Below are 17,994 nucleotides of genomic sequence, written 5' to 3'. Positions count from 1 at the left end.
CAATGAAGCGGAGAAGCTTATGGTCTGGCGGTCTAGCGTTCGTGCTGATCGCGTGCGGAGGTAACAACCCAGAGGACGACGTGGCGAGCTCCGGGGAGGAGCTCTCGAGCCAGGCGTCGGCGGCGGCCACGTCGCCCAGCGATCTGTCGGCGCTGGGGGCGCGACCGGCGCTCGGCGTCACGGTCTCGCCGGAGCGCGGTGAGCTCTCGGCGAGCCTCCCGTTTCCCACCTTGCCGTCACGCGCATCCTCCAAGGTGGAGGTAGCGCTGTCGTATCGGGCAGTGTCCGCCGACCTTTCGGAAGGGTTCGGCGTGGGGTTCGGCTTGAGCGTGCCGTCGATTCAGATGACGACCGACTGGGGCGTGCCCTACCGTGCTCGCCTGAGCAGCTCGCAGGATGTGACGGCGCGCCTGTCGCTCGGCGCCGAGCGGCTGATCTGGGTCAAGACGGAGACGGTGAGCGGCAAGACGAGGATCGAATACCGGCTCGACGCCTCGGAGACGACCGTTCGGCTCTACCGGTATCCGCAAGGCGGGACCGTGGCGATGCGCGACGCGTCGGGCGCGCTGAAGAGCGTGGCGTTCACCGGGTTCGAGGTCGTGTATCCGGACGGCCGGCGGGAGATCTACAGCGAGGAGGCGAACGTCGCCGAGGGGGTGGCCGGCTCATCGGCGTTCTCCCCGACGCGGTGGCCGCTCGTGCACGCCATCTCGCCCACGGGCGACGCGGTGTCGTACGAGTACACGAAGGCCGGCGAGCGCTCGTACCTCAAGGGCGTGCGGTTCGCCGGGGGACGCTCGGTGTACACGCTGGAGTCGGTGCCGCGGACCGAAGGGCGGGTGAGCCACTTGATGGGCTACCCGCAGGGGCCGGGGCAGCTGACCACCAAGCTCGTGGCGACCTTCGACGGCGAGCCGATGTACACCTGGTGCTTCGTGCACGCGGTGCACGGCGACAGCGGCCCGGAGATCGTGACGCACCCGGATTGTCAGGCGCTGGCAAGCGACGACTTCGCGTCGGACCGGCAGCGCGTGGCCGCCGCGCTCAGCAGCGAGAGCAAGCTCTTGGGGGTCTATCGGTTCGGGCGCAGCCAAGCGCCGTTCGACCGGTCGACGCCGGCCGAGCCGCCGATCCGGTTCCGCTACACGGCGTGGGGAGCCGACGACCTGTCCGGCCACGAGCTGGTCTATGACATGGACGTGCCGGACGTCTTCGGCTTCGGTCCGAGCGGCGGCTCGGAGCTTCTGGACATCAACTCGGACGGCCTCGCCGACATCGTGCGGTACTCGGCGCGCGAGGGGACGAGCGTGCCGTCGTACAACAGCGGAGATCTCGCCGAGGCGAGCCTGTTCACGCCGAGCGGCGCGCCGCTCGCCGTGGAGCGGACCACCTCCGGGGTGTCGCGGAGCGAGGTGCCCCGGTTCGACGCGGCAGCGCAGGCCACGAGCGTGTTTCTCTCCGGCGACTTCGACGGCGACGGTCGAACGGACCTCGTGCAGGCGACGGCGTCGGGGACGCAGACGGAGCTCGCGCATTATGCGGGCCGCGCCGACCGGACGCGACCGTTCGCCACGGCGTCGAGCGCGGCGGCGGTCGATGTCGAGCTCTCGCGGTTCGCGCGCGGCCGGACGCAGGCCGTGGACCTGAACGCCGACGGCAAGGCGGACCTGCTCACGACGGTGGCCGGGTCGACGGACAGCACGTGGACGGCGTTCATCAACGTGACGGAGCCGGGCGCCAGCGCGCTGTCGTTCAAGCCGCTGGTGGGGTTGACCTTCCCGTACCGGCAGGGCGCGGGGACGGAGCTCGACAACCCGGCCTATCGCTTCCTGGACGCGAACGGCGACGGGCTGACCGACTTTGCGGTCATCCGGTCGAGCGGAGCCGGAGAGAAGGGCATCTGCATCTACGAGAACCAGGGCAAGGTGACCGCGTACCCGGCAGGCTCGTCCTCGGTGGCGAAGCTCGCGACCGGATCGCTCTTGTTCGGGGACCCGAGCGCGAACGACCCGGTGTGCGCGCAGGGCCGCTTCGTGTCGGTGCCCGGGCTCTCCGCGAGCCAGAACATCAACGCGATGTGGCTGATCGACGTCAACGGCGACGGCGACATGGACCTGGTCAACGTGACGGCGGCGGCCAACGAGCTCGGCGTCTGGCTCGGACAACGGGATAGGGGCTTCGCCGCCGAGCGGCGGGTGCCGCTGGATGAAGGGGTGTCGGTCGATCCGGAGAACAAGTGGAACACCCGCGTCCTGGACATCGACGCCGACGGCGCGGAGGAGATCCTCGTCTACGAGCCGAACGCGGGCGGAGGCCGGATCAAGGTCATCGATTTCAACCGAGACGGGGTGAAGAACCTGATCGGCCCTGACCTCTTGTCGGAGGTGGAGGAGGGCCCGGGGCTCAGGCACGCCGTGCAGTACGCGACGAGCACGGATGAGTTGATCCGCGACGCGCGCCGCTTCGGCCGGGACGACGCGCGGGTGCGGGCGCTGCCGTATCCGACGACGGTGGTGAAGCGGCAGCTGACGGCGGTGGGGGCGGAGCCGCCGCGGGTGCGGGAGTTTCAGTACCATGCGCCGTATTTCAACGAGCGGGAGCGCAACTTCGCAGGCTTCGGGCAGAGCGAGGAGCTCGATGCGGGAGACGACAGCGCGGCGAGCATCGTCCGCCGGCGCGTCTACCAGGTGTCCTCGGCGGCCGCGCCGGTGAGGCGCTTCTTCGCCGGCAAGCTGCGCACCGAGGAGTCGTTCCACCCGCGGCTCTCGGGCGCGCAGGCCGCGCGGATCGCGGCGGGCGCGGGCCTCGGGCCGAGCGGCATCGATGGGGTGTCGCAGACGGCGGAGACCTGGGTCGAGGAGCCCTACGCGGTCGAGTCGCTGCTCGCGGTGCACGAGGAGCGGTGGGCCTTGGTGCCGGCGGCGCCCGGGCCGAAGACGCCGGCGTTCCTGCAGCAGGCGAGCATTCGGGACGCGCAGTGCGGCGACGCGGGCTGCCCGCCCGCGTGCGTCGCGGGGCCGTGCGCGGAGGCGGCGACCGTGACGCAGACCTTCACGTACGACACGACCTACAACCGGCTCGTCCGCCAGGAGGAGTCGGCGTCCGCGGTCGCCGGGCCGAACGGGACGCAGGTGCCGGCGCGGCGCTACGTGAACACCTTCACGTACGACGCCGGCTGGGAGGCGCGCGGCGTGCTGACGGCGCGACGGGAGATATCGCGGCTCTCGGGGCCGTCGGGGCGGGTGCTGGACAAGACGTCGTACGACTACGGGGGCGACCTTCCGCTGCCGCTCCGCGCGACCCGGCCCCTCCTCATCGAGCCGGAGGCGCTCGCCGCATTGCCCTCCGCGGTGCGGGCTCCGCTGGAGGCGCCGCGCACGGAGGTGAAGGCGTTCCGCTACGACGTGTTCGGCAACGTGGTGGAGAGCTCGGATGCGCAGGGGCTCCTGAGCACGAGCGTCTATGACCCGACCGGCGTCTTCGTGGTCGAGACGCGGAACGCGCTCGGTCACGCGACGCAGTACTGCTACGGCACGACGGGCTGCGCGCTGACGGCGCTCGCCCCGGCGGCCGAGGGCGTCGTCCCGGCGCGGAGCCCCTGGCCCACGCACCTCCGGACGCCGCAGGGCGACGTGGTGCTCAACGAGGTTGACGCCCGCCATCGTCTCGTGCGCGTGGCGCACTCCAGCGGTGCAGAGAGCCACTACGCTTACCGCGACGCTGGCGCGCAATCCCCCGCGCTGGTTCACATCGCGGTGAAAGGCGCGGCGGCGGGGCGCACCGGCATCGAGCGCCTGGCCGCCTTCCGCGCTGACGGCCTCGCCCTCGGCGAGGCGGTGGCGCACGAGGCGGGGGGCGCACGCATCGTGTCGTTCGCCCGCTACGGGCGCCGCGGCGATCAGACCTTCGACGCGCTCCCGTACTCCAGCGAAATATCCGTCGGCGAGGCGTTCGATGCGGGTCGCTTCCCTTCGCCGCAGGGCGCGGCGCGCGGGGAGATCTCGGTCTATGACGGGCTCGGGCGCCGAGCGATCCGCACGGACGCGACGGGTCTGGTCACGCGCGTCACCGTTGAACCCTGGGGCCGGCTGATCGAGCGGGACCTCGGCGCAGGGCAGGGAGCGGGCCGCGAGACGCGGCGCGAGGTCGCGCGCGACAACGAGATCTACGCGATCGTCGACGAGGTCGGGCAGGTGCATCGTTACGAGCGGGACGAGAGCGGGCGTCTGCGCGCGATCGTGCTGGCGGGCTCCGAGGCGCCGCGCCGCGTGGCCCACGACTCGACGGGTACCGTCGTGATGACATCGCTCCCCGGTGGCCTCACGCGGCTGTGGATCCGTGACGCGCGCGGGCGCGTGACCGATCAGCGCACCTGGGACCGGGCGTTCCGGGTCTCGGAGAGCGTCGAGACGACCTATGACGCGCTCGACCGCCCGATCTCCATCTCCACGTCGTCGTCGTTGCGCCCGGACGGCTGGGACGAGATCGAGCTCACCTACGACGGTCGCGAGGGGGAAGAGGGGCGCCCCGAGCTCATCGGGCGCCTCGGCGAGGCGACGATTGTGGACCGCGTGGGCGGGCACCGCGTGCATGAGGCCTTCGCGTACGACCGCGATGGTCAGGTCACGGGCCGGCGGGTAACGTTCGAAGCCGAGGACGCGCGCCGCGAGTATGACGAGCGGTTCACGTACGACCTCGACGGGACGCTTTCCTCATACCGCGATCCGTTTGGCAGTGTGTTCACCTTCGCGCGCACTCCATCGGGGGCTCCTTCGTCGATCGCGTGGTCCGCTGGCGGGCGCGCGGCCGTTCCGCTCCTCGCGGACATCACGTACAACGCGCGCGGCGATCTCGCGAGCTACCGTATCCCGCAAACGCGGCTTCACCGGCAGCTCACCTATGACGCGAGCACGGGGGAGCTCGTGCAGCTCAAGGCGTGCGCGGGCGACGCGTCGTGCGCGGGCGGAGCCTTCCAGGATATCGCCTACGACCGTCGCGCGGACGGGCGCATCGTCGCCGCGCGAGAGGCATCGGATGTCGCGTCGTATGAGTACAGCGCCCGAGGCGAGCTTACCAGGGCTGTCGTGGCAGGCGTGACCCACGCCTACAAGTACACGCCGTCCGGCCAGGTCGACGCGCTGGGCGAGGGGGCGGAGGCGCGCCAGTTCGGCGTCGAAGCGGCGGGCGGCGGGCTGCCGCTCCCGGAGGGAAGCTCTGGCGAAGTGGATGAATTCGGGCGCCTCGTCGCGTTCGGGTCGTTCCGCCACGCCGAGTACGACCCCTGGGGGCGCCTCCGGCGCGTCGAGGTCGACGGCAGGGCCATCGTGTACGGCTATGAGGTCGCCGGCGATCGGGTCTCGAAGCGCTCGCTCCGCCGCGAGGGAGAGCGCGAGGTCCCGGAGTCGCTCGTCGTCTATCCCACGCAGACGACGAGCGACGACGGCGTGGAGCGCCAGAGCCTCGTGCGCCTCGGCGATCGGCGCGTCGCGCTCGTCGTCGACGAGGCGCGCGTCCTCGCGCTCGTCGACGATCAGCTCGGGGCCGTGCGGCGCGTGGTCGACGAGCGTGGCGAGGTGGTCTTCTCGGTCGACCCGACGCCGTTCGGGACGCTCGCGGGGGGCACCGGGGACGCGTCCTCGGGCCTCGCCAGCACGGAGATCGTCCTTGGCTTCACCGGCCAGCTGCGTGACCCTGACACGGGGCTCGTGCACATGGGCGCACGCGAGTATGTCTCGACGCTGGCGAGCTTCGCGACGCCGGATCCGTATGCGCTGATGCGGCCGGAGTTCTGCGTGGACCGCCTGATGGAGTGCCACCCGCACACGTACGTGGGGCACGATCCGGTCAACTTCACCGACGAGGCGGGCCTCATGGGCAACAACAGCAGCAAGAAGAGCTCGTCACCGTCGGGTCACCACGGCTCGAGCTCGTCGCGTTCCAACCACCATTCGGGCGGCTCGAAGAAGGGCTCGGGGGGTCATGGCTCGAACAGCCGGCGCTCGCAAGACTCGTCGTCCGGGTGGAGCTCCCACGAACGAGAGAGGCTCGATGCGGAGCTGGCACCTCTCGCGGAGGACGGAAACTATGCCCAGGCCGTGAGACAGGTGAATCAATTGCTCGACGGGCTTACGGGCTTCGGGCTCAGCGATCGGCCGGCCACGCTGCTGAGGCGTGAAATTCGTGATAACAGGGATTTCAGGAGTCGCCTGTCCAACACGTTCACGCTGGGCGAGCACGTTCAAGCGCAGCACGCAGAAGTTGAGATCTTCCAGCGTGAGGTAAATCAATTCGATGCGCTGTCTCGAACCATAGCGGGCATCGATCCCAACATCCGAGGTTGGATGTCTTACGCGTTCGCGCAGCGTCTCCGCGAGCCGGACGTCGACTCGACCAATCCGTTCGAGTGAGCGCGTCGCGCGCCGGGGTCGTATCGCCGGGGAGCCGAGAGGCTCCCGACCGCCGGCTGGGCGCGACCGCCACGACGAAGATCCGCCGCAGCGACTTCTGGATGAGCTTCATCGCCGTCCTCGATACCGGCGGCGTCCTCGTGGGGGATGAGGTCTCGATCACCCTCGATATTCAGCTGATCAAGCAGGCGACGTGACCGGGATGCGCGCGGCGCCCCCTGCGTCGAGCCAGGCCGCGAGCGTCTTCAGCCCCGGGTGAAGCGCGCGGAGCGAGGGGATGTCGACGTCGACGCGGAGCTTCGTCGCGACCTCGACGACGCGCGCGATCAGGGGGTTCTGGCGCAGCGCCTCGGCCGGAACGGTCACATACGCGAGCGGCCGCCCCGTCGCGCGCCCGAGCGCGGCCGCCACCTCCTCGCCGGTGAGCACGTCGCCCGCGAGCTCGAGCGTCCGGCCCGCGAAGGCGCCGGGCGCCGCGAAGACCGCGGCCGCGATCGCGCCGATGTCGTCGGCCGCGATGAAGGGGATACGATGCCCCGGCGGGTAGAGGAACGTGAACGTTCCCGGCGTCGCGTAGAAGCTCGGCGGCCCGCGGCGCCCCGGCGCCGGCCGCCCGCGCACGTCACGATAAGGGCTCGATGACGGACGAACAGCGTTGTAGCGTCCATAGAAATGGTTCGATCGTCCAAAAGAGAAGACGCATGGACATCCTGACGGAGACGCTGCGCAGCGTGCAGCTGCGGAGCCAGATCTACGGAAGGCTCGAGCTGAAGGCGCCCTGGGGCATGCGGGTCGACGGGCACGACGTGACGACCTTTTACGCGCTCTCGCGGGGCGGATGCGTGCTCGACGTGGGCGGGCGCCGGCTGACGCTGGCGCCCGGGGATGTCGTCTTCCTGCGCGCCAGGCTCGCGCACGCGCTGCGCGATCGCCCGGGCTCGCGCGCCGTCTCGCCCGAGGAGGTGTACGCCCAGCGCGGGGGCCGCTGCGGCGGCATCGTGCGCTACGGCGGCGAGGGGGCGCCGACGACGATCGTCGCGGGCGGGCTCCACTTCACCGACGCGCGCCTGAACCCGCTCGTCGCGAGCCTGCCCGAGCTCATCCACGTGAAGGGCGACGGCGGCGTGGCGACCCGATGGCTCGAGTCGACGCTCCAGTTCGTCGCCGCCGAGATGGACGCGGAGCTGCCCGGCCACGAGCTTGTCGCGGGCCGCCTGGCCGACGTGCTGTTCGTGCAGGCGCTGCGCACCCACGTCGCGGGCATCACGTGCGAGGAATCGGGGTGGCTGCGGGCCCTCTGGGACCCGACCCTCGGCGTCGCCTTGCAGCGGATGCACGAGCGGCCCGCCGACCCGTGGACGGTCGAGGCGCTCGCGCGCGCCGCGGGCGTGTCGCGCTCGGCCTTCGCCGCCCGCTTCAAGGGGACGCTCGGCCTCGCGCCCCTCGAGTACCTGACGCGCTGGCGCATGCACCGCGCCGCCGAGATGCTCGCCGACGAGGCCGCGAGCACGGCGGAGGTGGCGGGCGCGGTCGGCTACGACACCGACGGCGCGTTCGTGAAGGCCTTCAAGCGCCACATGGGCGAGACCCCGGGCGCCTACCGGCGCAAGGCGCGCGCCCGGGAGAGCCGCTAGCTCTGCCCGCCAGGAGCCCGGCCAGGGATCCGGGGAGAGAGGAGCCGTTGCAGGGGCGCACCGCGATCAGGCCCCGCTGCTCTCGGCCAGCCGCGGCCGTGCGAGAATGTGCGGCGTGACCACATCGCCGCAGAAGCCGCGCAAGGATCCGCGCCAGGAGCGCTCGCGCAGCACGGTCGACGCCATCCTCGAGGCCGCCGGTCAGCTGATCGAGCGCGAGGAGGAGGCGAAGCAGAGCCGCGTATCGACCACGCACATCGCCGAGCGCGCCGGCGTCAGCGTGGGCTCGCTGTATCAGTACTTCCCCAACCGCGAGGCGCTTGTCGCGGCGCTCTTGCGCCGCTTCGTGCAAAAACGCTTCGCCGAGATCCGCCGGGTGCTCGACGAGGTCGAGCCGCTCCCGCTGGACGCGGCGTTGCACCGGCTGGCCGGCCGGCTGATCGAGCTCGAGCTGGCCCACGCGCGCGTGACGAAGGCGCTCATGAAGTGGTTCGTGCGGGTGGGCGACTTCGATCTGATCGCCGACGCCGATCGCGAGGCCGAGGCCGCGCTGGCCGAGCTCCTGGTGCGCATCCGGCCCAAGACCCGCGCGGTGGATCCGCAGCTCGGCGGCTTCTTCCTGCTCCACGCAATGCGAAACACCTTGGGCATGGCGGCCTTCCGCGAGGGCGACATGCTGCGCGCGCCGGGCGCGCAGGCCGAGCTCACCCGGCTTTTGTACGGCTATTTGCGGCCCGACTGACCGCCGCCGGCGCGCGCGGGCGCGGCGCCGGAAATGCGAATGGGCGGCGCCGGTCGCGCTGCCTAGATCGAGGCGCATGCGTTCCTTCGAATGGGTCACGCGCGCCGAGCCGCACCGCGAGCGCCGGCGCCGTATCGTGCGCGAGCACCCCGAGATCCGCGCGCTGTTCGGCTACGACCGGCGCACCATCGCGGTCACGCTGGCGGTGGTGCTCGCGCAGTTCGCCGTCGCCTGGTTGCTCGGCGCGTTCGGCGCGCGCTGCTGGGTGGTCACGCTGGCGGCGGCGACGTTCGGCGCGGTGCTCTCGCACTGGTGCGCGATGGCCATCCACGAAGCGGCGCACGATCTGGCCGCGCGCCGCGCGCGCTCGAACAAGCTGCTGGCGCTGATCGCCAACCTGCCCATGGTGCTGCCGGTGGCGATGAGCTTCCGCCGCTACCACCTCGCGCACCACGCGCTGCTCGGTGTGGCCGGCGAGGACACCGATCTGCCGCGTTCGCTCGAGGTGCGGCTGATCGGCGCCGGCCGCGCGCGCAAGCTCCTGTGGCTGTTCTTCTACTTCGTGGCCTACCTGGGCCGCGCCGCGCGCTTCGCCAAGCCGCCGAGCCGCGACGAGTGGATCAACCTGGCCATCCAGCTGCCCGCCGCGTGGCTCTCGTGGCGCCTGCTCGGCGCGCCCGGCTTCGCCTACTTGCTGCTGTCGACCTTGATCGGCCACAGCCTGCACCCGGTGGCCGGCCACTTCGTGCACGAGCACTACGTGTACGCGCCCGGGCAGGAGACCTACAGCTACTACGGGCCGCTCAACCACGTGACGTTCAACGTGGGGTACCACGTCGAGCACCACGACTTCATGAACGTGCCCGGCTGGCGCCTGCCCGCGCTGCACCGCATCGCCAGGCGCCACTACGACACGCTGGTCTCGCACCGCTCGTGGACCTGGGTGCTGTGGCACTTCATCACGGACCCAGCCATGGGCCCGCACGCACGCATCGTGCGCTCCCGCGCCGTCCATGATGGCGCCCGATCTTCGAGGATTCCTTCCCCGAGGGGCGCCAGACCGTCGATGAGGACCGAGCTGAGCTGAGCAAGCGAAGCGGCACGCCTCGACGATGGCGGTGAGGGGGCGAGGTGCGGGCGGGCGCGTCAGAACGCCGGCACCACCGCGCCGCCGTAGGTCGACTCGATGAAGCGCCGCACGTCCTCGGAGTGCAGCGCCTTGATCAGCGCCTGCACCTCGGGCCGGGCCTCGTCGCCCTTCCGCACGGCCAGCACGTTCGCGTACGGGTTGCCCTTGGCGGGCTCGCTGGCGAGCACCTTCGCGTCGAGCTTCAGGTTCTTCTGCGCCTCGAGGAAGTAGTTGCCGTTGATGACGGCGGCGTCCACGTCCTCCAGCGTGCGCGGCTGCTGCTCGGCGTCGATCTCCCGGAGGGCGAGCTTGCGCGGGCTGTCGAGCACGTCCTTCACCGTCGCGGCGACCCCCACCCCCTCGCGGAGGCGCAGGAGCCCGCGCTGCGCCAGGAGCTGGAGGGCTCGGCTCCCGTTGGTCGGGTCGGCCGGGATCGTCACCTGCGCTCCCTCGGGCAGGTCCTCGAGGCGAGCGTGCTTGGTGGAGTACAGGGCCAGCGGCTCGAGGTGCACCGCCGCCGCGCTGCTCAACGAGAGCTTCCGGTCGGCGCAGAAGCGCTCGAGGTACGGCACGTGCTGGAAGTAATTGGCGCCGAGCTGGCCGTCCGAGAGCGCGATGTTCGGCTGGATGTAATCGGTGAACTCGACAACCTCGATCTTCGCCCCCTCGCGCTCGGCCAGCGGGGCGGCCACCCGGAGGATCTCGGCGTGCGGCACGGGGGTGGCGCCGACCTTCAAGGTGCGGCTGCCGCCGGCGCCGGCCGGCTCGTCCGGCTTGTTGCAGCCGGAGAGCAGCGCCATCAGGGAGAGCAGGAGAGCGGTGAGAACGATCGCAGGGGTTCGCTTCATGGTTGGTCCTCCGGAGGGCTCACGTGGCGAGGCGGCGCGGGCCACGGCCCTGGAACGGGTCAATCGCGAGCGCCGGCGCCCCGGGTGCTCGTGCGGTCGAAGCGGGAGGCGAGCCGGTCGCCGAGCAGCTGGACGCCTTGCACGAGGACGAGGAGCACGACGAGACAGCCCAGCATCACGTCGGTGCGAAAGCGCATGTATCCGTATTTGACGGCCAGGTCGCCGAGGCCGCCGCCGCCCACGGCGCCCGCCATGGCGCTGGTTCCGAGCAGGCTGATCACCATGAGCGCCGCGCCGCGCACGAGGGACGGCAGCGCCTCGGGCAGGAGCACCCGGAGGATCACCTGCCGGTGGGTGGAGCCCATCGCCACCGCCGCCTCCACGAGCCCGGGGTCCACCTCCCGCAGGCTCTGCTCCACGACGCGCCCCAGGAAGGGGATCGCCGCGACGACCAGGGGCACGATGGCGGCCGTGGTGCCGATGGTGGTGCCCACGAGGAGCCGCGTCAGCGGCACGATCGCCACCATGAGGATGATGAACGGCACCGAGCGCCCCACGTTCACGAGCGTGCCGAGCGCGCGGTGGAGCAGCGGCCGCTCCCAGAGCCCGCCCCGGTCGGTGATCACCAGCAGCACGCCCAGCGGGAGCCCCGCGACGAGGACCAGGATCGCGGAGACCGACGTCATGTAGAGCGTCTCCACGGTGGCCGTCCACAGCGACGCCGCGAGCTCGCTAGTCATGCGCCACGGGCTCCGGCCGATACCGCTGCTCGCGCAGGTGGTCGAGCGCCTGCTCCAGCGCCTCGGGGGCGCCGGTGAGCTCGACCAAGAGTCTGCCTACCGGGACGCCCCCCACCCGCTCCAGCGTGCCTTCGAGCAGGGTGGCGTCCACGCCGAAGCGGCGCGCCAGCACGGCGAGCACCGGCTGAGCGGCGGCGTCGCCGACGAGCGACAGGCGGACCAGGCGGCCTCCGGGGCGGGCGGGCCAGCCGCCCGCGGCGAGCGGCGCATAGCACAGCGCGCTCAGGCGGGTGCCGGGTTGCGCGAGCAGGTCGACGACCTTGCCCTGCTCGACCACCCGGCCCCGCTCCAGCACGGCGACCGAGCGGCAGATCTCCTTGAGCACGTCCATCTGGTGGGTGATGAGCAGGATGGTGAGCCCCAGCTGACGGTTGATGTCCCGCAAGAGGCCGAGCACCGAGCGCGTCGTCTCCGGATCGAGGGCGGAGGTGGCCTCGTCGGACAGAAGCACGCGCGGCCGCGGCGCGAGCGCCCGGGCGATCCCCACCCGCTGCTTCTGGCCGCCGGAGAGCTGGGCCGGGTAGGCCTGCGCCTTGTCCGTGAGGTCGACGAGCGCGAGCAGCTCCTCCACCCGCGCGCGGATGCGGCCCGGCGGCCACCCCGCGATCGCCAGCGGATAGGCGATGTTCCCCGCCACGGTCTGCGAGGAGAAGAGGTTGAAGTGCTGGAAGATCATGCCGATGCCCTGGCGGGCCTGCCGGAGCTCCCGCGGGCCGAGCGCCAGCATGTCCCGCCCGTCGACCTGCACCTCGCCCGCGGTGGGCCGCTCGAGCAGGTTGACGCAGCGGATGAGGGTGGATTTGCCCGCGCCGCTATGCCCCAGCACCCCGAACACCTCGCCAGGGGCCACGCGCAAGGAGACGCCGTCCAGCGCGATCACCTCGCGCTTGCCCTGCCGGTACACCTTGCTGACGTCCCGCAGCTCGATCACGGCCGACGACCACCTCCACACCCGCCCCGCGACGGGCGCCGGGAGTGGGCCGCCGGCGGGGAGCGACACCCGTGCCGCTCGCGCGGAAGCTGCGGGCCAGCTTATAGCGGCCACGTCGCGCCGGAGCAACACGAAGGTCCGCGATTGCTGCCCACGCAGCAGCGCGCTCCCCGCCTTCAGCGGATCGATGAGATGTCGAGTCGCTCGATGCCTGGTTCCCGGGCGGCCCTACGGCGTGCAGTAAGCGACGGTGCGCCCACCCTGCGCGGCCGTGGCGCAGCCGGTGTAGCCCGCGGCGCGGCAGTCGAGCGCCGCCGGCTCGCCCCAGCCGCAGTACCGGAGGACGGCGCCGTCGCACGCCTCGTCGTCGCCGAGGTCGCACGCGCCGCCGACCAGCCCGCAGGAGGCCGCGCCGGCGAGCTGCCCGCTCTGGAGGAAGCCGCACCCCTGGCCGGCCGGCTCCAGCGCGGCGCAGTCGCGGCGGCCCAGCTTGCCGCCCGCGCAGGTCTCGAGCACCGCGCCGTCGCACCGCTGCGAAAAGAAGGGGCACGCCTCGCCCGTGCCCACGCAGCCGAGCGCGCCGCGCTGCTCGTCGAACCCGCAGGTCTCCCCCGCGATCGAGAAGACCTGCTCCCCGTCACGGCCGTTCACGTGGACCAGGTTGTACTGGCTCGGACAGTGGACCCGCGTCAGGAAGCCGGCGGGGCTGCACTCGACGAGCACGTCCGCGTCGTCGGGATCGCACGCCGCCGGCGTGGTGGCGTAATCGCACGGCTCGGCGCCGCACCCGGCGACGAAATCGGACATGCAGGAGAGCCCGGCGGCCGCGCAGTCCATCGCGGCGAGCGGCGCGCCAAGGTCGTCGCAGATCACCCAGGTGTCGCCCTCGCACAGATCGGCGCCGGCCCTCTCGCTGCACGCCGCGCCGAGCTCCTCGACGGCCGGCGTGCACGCGCGGACGCCGGCGCAGTCGGCCGCAGCGAGCTTGCAGTCCATGGCCGCCAGGCCGAGCCGCCTCGCCCCGACGGTCGCCCAGGCCCACCGCTGATCGAGCTCGTGGCCGAGGCAGGCCTGGAGCCCCACCGGCGTGCCGCCGTCCGCGTCACATGCGTTGATCCGCAGGCACGCCTCGACGCGCGGGTCGAGCTCCGCCGGGCCGCCGCCGCCGCCGCCTTCACCCCCGCTGCCCCCTCCCCCGCCGGCGCTGTTGCTCGTGCCGCCGGGGTCGCCGCCGCCCTTGCCGTCGTCGTCGCCGCAGGCCAGGAGCGAGAGGCCCAGCAACATCATGATCACGCATCGTGGGATGCAGATTACAGTCATGGCGTATCTTATCACGGTGGCGGGCACGGGGGACGAGACACCGCGCGAGGCGCTCCGCGCGCTGTCCACCTACGCCCATGCGCTCGCAAGCCGGCGGGCACGCGCGATCTCCGGCACACACGCCGTGTACCGCGCGCGCCAGGCGGCGTCGGGGATCGCCTCGGCCCGCGCCGCGATCCCGCGAATGGCTTCGTCGAGCGCCGCCCGCGCCTCGTCGGCCCTGCCGCCGATCCAATGGGCCTCCGCCAGCGCCACCCGCGCGTCGATCTCGACGTAGCCGCCTCCGCCCAGACACGCGAGCCCGGGCTCGATGCGGCTGGCCACACGTGCCGCCTCATCGCGGTCACCCAGCTGGATCAGCCCGCGGACGAGCAACGCCGTCACCCAGAGCCGCCGCAGCGGGATGCGAGCGCACAGCGCGTCCGCCTCGCGCGCCTGCTGCACGGCGTCGTCGAACGAGCCGCGCTGGAGAAGCACCTCTGCGCAGATCCCGTGGGCCCAGCCTCGGTACCCCACGCTCACCCCTGCAGCGCCGAGCAGCGATCCGGCCATATCGCTCGCTTCTGCCCATTTCGACGGATCCGAGCCGTGCGAGAGCAGCGCCGCCAGATGCAATGCGGATTGACGTTGCGCAAACGGGATCGCAATGCGCTGCGCCAGCGCGACGGCCCGCCGCAGCGTGGCCTCGCCCGCCGCGGGATCGCCGAGCTCGGCCTCCGCCTGACCGAGCCTGTTCAAGGCCGTGATCTGGTTCCGGAGATCCTCGATCGCCTGGAACGCCTCGACCGCTTGTCGCGTCAGCTGGAGCTGCCTCCAGGGGTCCCGCTCGAAGGCGCGCACGTAATCGCTGCGCCCGATGGCGATCGCCCCCCGGAGGTCGAGATCCAGGGCGGGCATCGCAGCGGCCAGCGCGTCGGCGCGGTCCAGCAAGGCTTTGCAGAGCTCGCGTCGCCCGTAGGTCTGGAGCAGCGATGCGGCGAGCGGCGCCCAGAGCATGTACTCCCGGCCCGCCTCCGTGTCCGGCTGGAACCGGACGAAACGGTCCGCCGTCTCCATGAAATCGTCCTCTGCGCCCAGGACGAGGGACGCCCACGCACGATGGAACAGGGCAATGCAGGCCCACCGGCTCCCGCGCCCCGTGAGCGGCAGCGCCGCGGCGCTCGCCTGCTGCGCTGCATCGAGCTCCGATCGCCAGCAATGCGCCATCGCCTTGAGCGCCAGCAGGTTGCCGAGGATCTCCCCCCGCACGCCGCAGCCGATGCCGCGCTGCGCGCGAGCAAGGGCGCTCCCGAAGTCGCCGCGATCGCACGACTGCCGGCCCGCGCGCAGGTAATGGAACGCGGCCTGATCGAGCGCTCGCCCGCGCTGGAGATGCTCGGCCAGCACCACGGGATCCGGCTCCCCCGCCCGCTCCAGCCATTCCCCCGCCAGCCGGTGGCCGAGCACCCGATCGCCCTCGGTCAGCATGGCATACGCGCCCTCGCGCAGGAGCGCGTGCCGGAACGCCAGCTCCTCCTCCGCGGGAAAGCGGCTCTCGCGGCGGCGCACCAGGATCTCCAGCGCCACCAGCGCCTCGAGCCTGGCGGTGACCTGGCCCCGTCGCGCCTCGCCGCCGACGAGCGCCGCCACCCCTCCGGCCCAGCAGACCTCTCCGAAGACGCTCGCCGCGCGCAAGAGCCGCCGGGCCTCGTCGTCCAGCGCCCCGAGGCGCGACTCCACCATGGCGACCACCGTCCCCGGCACATCCGGGCCTCTGCCCTCCGCGGTCCAGCGGATCAGCTCTTCCAGGTAAAATGCGTTTCCCTCCGACAGGCGCACGATCCGCGCGATCGCCTCGGCGTCGGCGCGCTCGCCCAGCACGTGCCGCGCGAGCCGCTCGCCCGCGCGCCGGCTCAGCTCGTTGAGCCGCAGCTCGTGCAGCCGCCGCCCCTCCCAGAGCCTCGGGAACAGCTCGCGCACCTCCGGCCGCGCCAGGGCGAGCACGAACAGCGGCCGATCCGAGAGGTCGCGCAGCGCCGCGTCGAGGAGCGACACCGTGGGTCGGTCTCCCCAGTGCAGATCCTCCAGCACGACGATCAGCGGGCCGCCGGCGACGATGGCGGCGAGGTAATCGAGGAAGGCGGCGCGCACCTGGTCCGCCATGCGCTGCGCGTCGCGGCGCGCGGCCCGGAGCGGCAGGCTGTCCTCGTCCGGGAAGGCAGCGCCCACGATCTCGCCGAGGAACTCCTCGACGCGCCGCCGGTGGCCAGGCGACACCCGCGCCTCGATCTCTGCCGAGAGCTTCCGGCGCCGCACCTCGATCGGCTCGCCCTCTTGGATTCCGCACGCGCTCCGCAGCGCCTGGCCCAGCATTCCGAGGGGCGAGCCGGCCCGCAGCGCGTCGCCGCGCACGGCCCACACCGACACCTGCTCGCGCTGCCCCCGGATCTCCTGCAGGAACTCCTGCGCCAGGCGCGACTTGCCCACGCCGGGCGGCGCCGTCACCAGCGCCGCCTGCGCCGTGCTCTCCTCGATGCTCTCGAGCACGAGCGCCCGGAGCATGCCGAGCTCGAGCTCTCGCCCCACGCACGGCGTGGCCCTGCCGAGGAGCAGGCGCGTCCCCTCCGCCAGCGGGCATTCGCCGTGCAGCGTGAAGAACCCCTCGCCTTCCCGCACCTCGAAGCGCGCGTCGAGCAGGCCCGCGACGACCTCGTCGATGATCACCGTGGCCTCCGGGGCGACGTGGCGCGCCGTGGCGCTCGCCAGCAGCGCCGCCCGGTCGATCGCCGGCCCCATCGACCGCGCCGTCCGCTCCCCCCACCCCATGGCCAGCGCGACGCGCCGGCCTGCGGCGCACCGGCGCAGCGCGAGCGCGCACCGCGCCGCCTGCGCGCACAGATCCGTCGCCGTCTCGGTGCCCGCCAGCATCACCACGACCGACCCGTCGAGCAAACGCTCGCTCCGGCCGCCATGCGCCTCGCCCTCGCGCAGGACGGCCTCGTCGCCAGGCGAGAGGGCCAGGGTCGTCTCCCCGTCGAACGCCATCACCTGGGCGTCCGCCGCCGCGCTCACCACGATCACCGCCACGGCGCGCTGCTCGCTGCTCGTGAGCGAGGGCGAGCGGACCTCGCTCACGGCCGGCGACGGCGACGCATCCCCGAGCGCGCGCAGCGCCACCGCCGCCGCCTGCCCGCCCAGAGGCCGCTCCTCCCGGCGCTTCGACAGCATCCTCCGCAGCAGATCGTCGAGCGCCTCGGGCACCCCGGTCCGCAGGGTTTGCAGGCTCGGCGTCTCCTCGAACAGCACCTTGGTCAGGATCGCCGCCACATGTTGGCCGCCGAACGCAGGCCTGCCTGTCAGGCACTCGAAGAGCACGCAGCCGAGGGAGAACACGTCCGCGCGAGCGTCGATGCTCGCCTCGCCCCGCACCTGCTCGGGCGCCATGTAACCCGGCGTCCCCATCAGCACGCCCGAGCGCGTCATCCGCGCCGCCTGCCCGAGCCGCGCGATGCCGAAATCGAGCACCTTCACGCCGTCGAGGCGCCCACCTGGCAAGAACAGATTGCTCGGCTTCAGGTCGCGGTGCACGACGCCGCGCTCGTGCGCAAAGCCGAGGATGTCCGCCACCGCGGTCGCCAGCGCCACGCTCTCGTCGATCTCGAGCGGACCACGCGCGAGCCGCGCCGCGAGGTCCTCGCCTTCGAGCCACTCCATGACCAAGTAGGGAGCGCCCTCGGCGCTCGCCCCGTGCGCCACGTACCGGACCACGTGGGGGTGAGACATGCCCGCGAGGATCTGCGCCTCTCGCTCGAACCTCGCCGCATCCTCCGCGTCGCGCTGGGGCGAGAGCTTCACCGCCACCGTCTCGCGCGTCTCCTGGTCGTGCGCCTTCCACACCTCGCCCATGCCCCCCGCTCCCGCGCGGTGCTCAAGGCGGTAGCGTCCGGCCAAGACCGCTCCTTGCTCCACGATGGCAATTATCCGTCGATACGGCGAGGGATGTAAAGAGGCTCGCCTCGGCGCTCTCCGCGCGGCCGCGGCGGCACCGGCCGGCCTCGGCTGGATGCCGGACGTCGTGGGCGCGGTGGGGGATTCGAGCCGTGCACCGCCGCTCGTCCGACAAGGTTGCGAGAGCCGGTGTCGATCGTGCGCCCCACGACGCGCGGGCGCCTCCCTGTTCAGACATGCACCCTCTCGAATGCCC

General features: G+C 72.2%; 11 protein-coding genes. 5 read left to right on the top strand and 6 right to left on the bottom strand.

Going from position 1 to position 17,994, the window contains the following annotated elements; all coding sequences use genetic code 11:
- The first annotated feature begins 2 nt into the window (after positions 1–2).
- Positions 3–6,407 carry a toxin TcdB middle/N-terminal domain-containing protein gene (locus tag NQZ70_RS05185; RefSeq protein WP_129573220.1) on the top strand — a complete coding sequence of 2,135 codons (6,405 nt, stop codon included), beginning with the start codon at positions 3–5 and terminating at the stop codon, positions 6,405–6,407.
- Entirely contained in the window at positions 6,404–6,604 is a 201-nt protein-coding gene (locus NQZ70_RS05180) for a YceI family protein (RefSeq protein WP_129573219.1), read from the top strand. The genes NQZ70_RS05185 and NQZ70_RS05180 overlap by 4 nt, the downstream gene beginning before the upstream one ends.
- Here NQZ70_RS05180 and NQZ70_RS05175 read toward each other — a convergent pair.
- Entirely contained in the window at positions 6,588–7,028 is a 441-nt protein-coding gene (locus tag NQZ70_RS05175; RefSeq protein ID WP_129573218.1) for an NmrA family NAD(P)-binding protein, read from the bottom strand. The two genes, NQZ70_RS05180 and NQZ70_RS05175, sit on opposite strands and share 17 nt — an antisense overlap.
- 80 nt (positions 7,029–7,108) lie before the next feature.
- Between NQZ70_RS05175 and NQZ70_RS05170 the strand changes: the two genes are divergently transcribed.
- The 3 genes from NQZ70_RS05170 to NQZ70_RS05160 all read left to right on the top strand — a co-directional run bounded on the left by NQZ70_RS05170 (position 7,109) and on the right by NQZ70_RS05160 (position 9,870).
- Positions 7,109–8,041 (top strand): AraC family transcriptional regulator, encoded by a 933-nt coding sequence (locus NQZ70_RS05170; protein ID WP_165373796.1) that lies wholly within the window; start codon positions 7,109–7,111, stop codon positions 8,039–8,041.
- Between the two features lie 115 nt (positions 8,042–8,156).
- Complete coding sequence (locus NQZ70_RS05165) at positions 8,157–8,783, top strand: TetR/AcrR family transcriptional regulator (protein WP_165373795.1); 627 nt, start codon at positions 8,157–8,159, stop codon at positions 8,781–8,783.
- Between the two features lie 76 nt (positions 8,784–8,859).
- On the top strand, positions 8,860–9,870 hold the full coding sequence (locus NQZ70_RS05160) for a fatty acid desaturase (protein WP_129573215.1): 1,011 nt from the start codon (positions 8,860–8,862) through the stop codon (positions 9,868–9,870).
- Positions 9,871–9,929: 59 nt separating this feature from the next.
- Here the strand turns inward: NQZ70_RS05160 and NQZ70_RS05155 are convergent, their stop codons facing one another.
- From NQZ70_RS05155 to NQZ70_RS05135, 5 genes are all read right to left on the bottom strand, one after another.
- Complete coding sequence (locus NQZ70_RS05155; RefSeq protein WP_129573214.1) at positions 9,930–10,760, bottom strand: MetQ/NlpA family ABC transporter substrate-binding protein; 831 nt, start codon at positions 10,758–10,760, stop codon at positions 9,930–9,932.
- A gap of 59 nt (positions 10,761–10,819) precedes the next feature.
- Positions 10,820–11,500, bottom strand: coding sequence for a methionine ABC transporter permease (locus NQZ70_RS05150; RefSeq protein ID WP_129573213.1), 681 nt, complete (start codon positions 11,498–11,500; stop codon positions 10,820–10,822).
- Positions 11,493–12,491, bottom strand: coding sequence for a methionine ABC transporter ATP-binding protein (locus NQZ70_RS05145; protein ID WP_129573212.1), 999 nt, complete (start codon positions 12,489–12,491; stop codon positions 11,493–11,495). The genes NQZ70_RS05150 and NQZ70_RS05145 overlap by 8 nt, the downstream gene beginning before the upstream one ends.
- A 228-nt stretch (positions 12,492–12,719) precedes the next feature.
- The gene (locus NQZ70_RS05140) at positions 12,720–13,778 is read right to left on the bottom strand and encodes a hypothetical protein (RefSeq protein ID WP_165373696.1); all 1,059 of its coding nucleotides are present in this window, start codon (positions 13,776–13,778) and stop codon (positions 12,720–12,722) included.
- Between the two features lie 102 nt (positions 13,779–13,880).
- On the bottom strand, positions 13,881–17,741 hold the full coding sequence (locus tag NQZ70_RS05135; protein ID WP_237245053.1) for a serine/threonine-protein kinase: 3,861 nt from the start codon (positions 17,739–17,741) through the stop codon (positions 13,881–13,883).
- Between the last annotated feature and the right edge of the window lie 253 nt (positions 17,742–17,994).

This window comes from Sorangium sp. So ce836, from assembly GCF_028553905.1.
Lineage (GTDB): Bacteria > Myxococcota_A > Polyangia > Polyangiales > Polyangiaceae > Sorangium > Sorangium cellulosum_D.
Note: the sequence above shows the minus strand (reverse complement) of the source record. Positions and strands in the feature narration are given on the sequence as shown.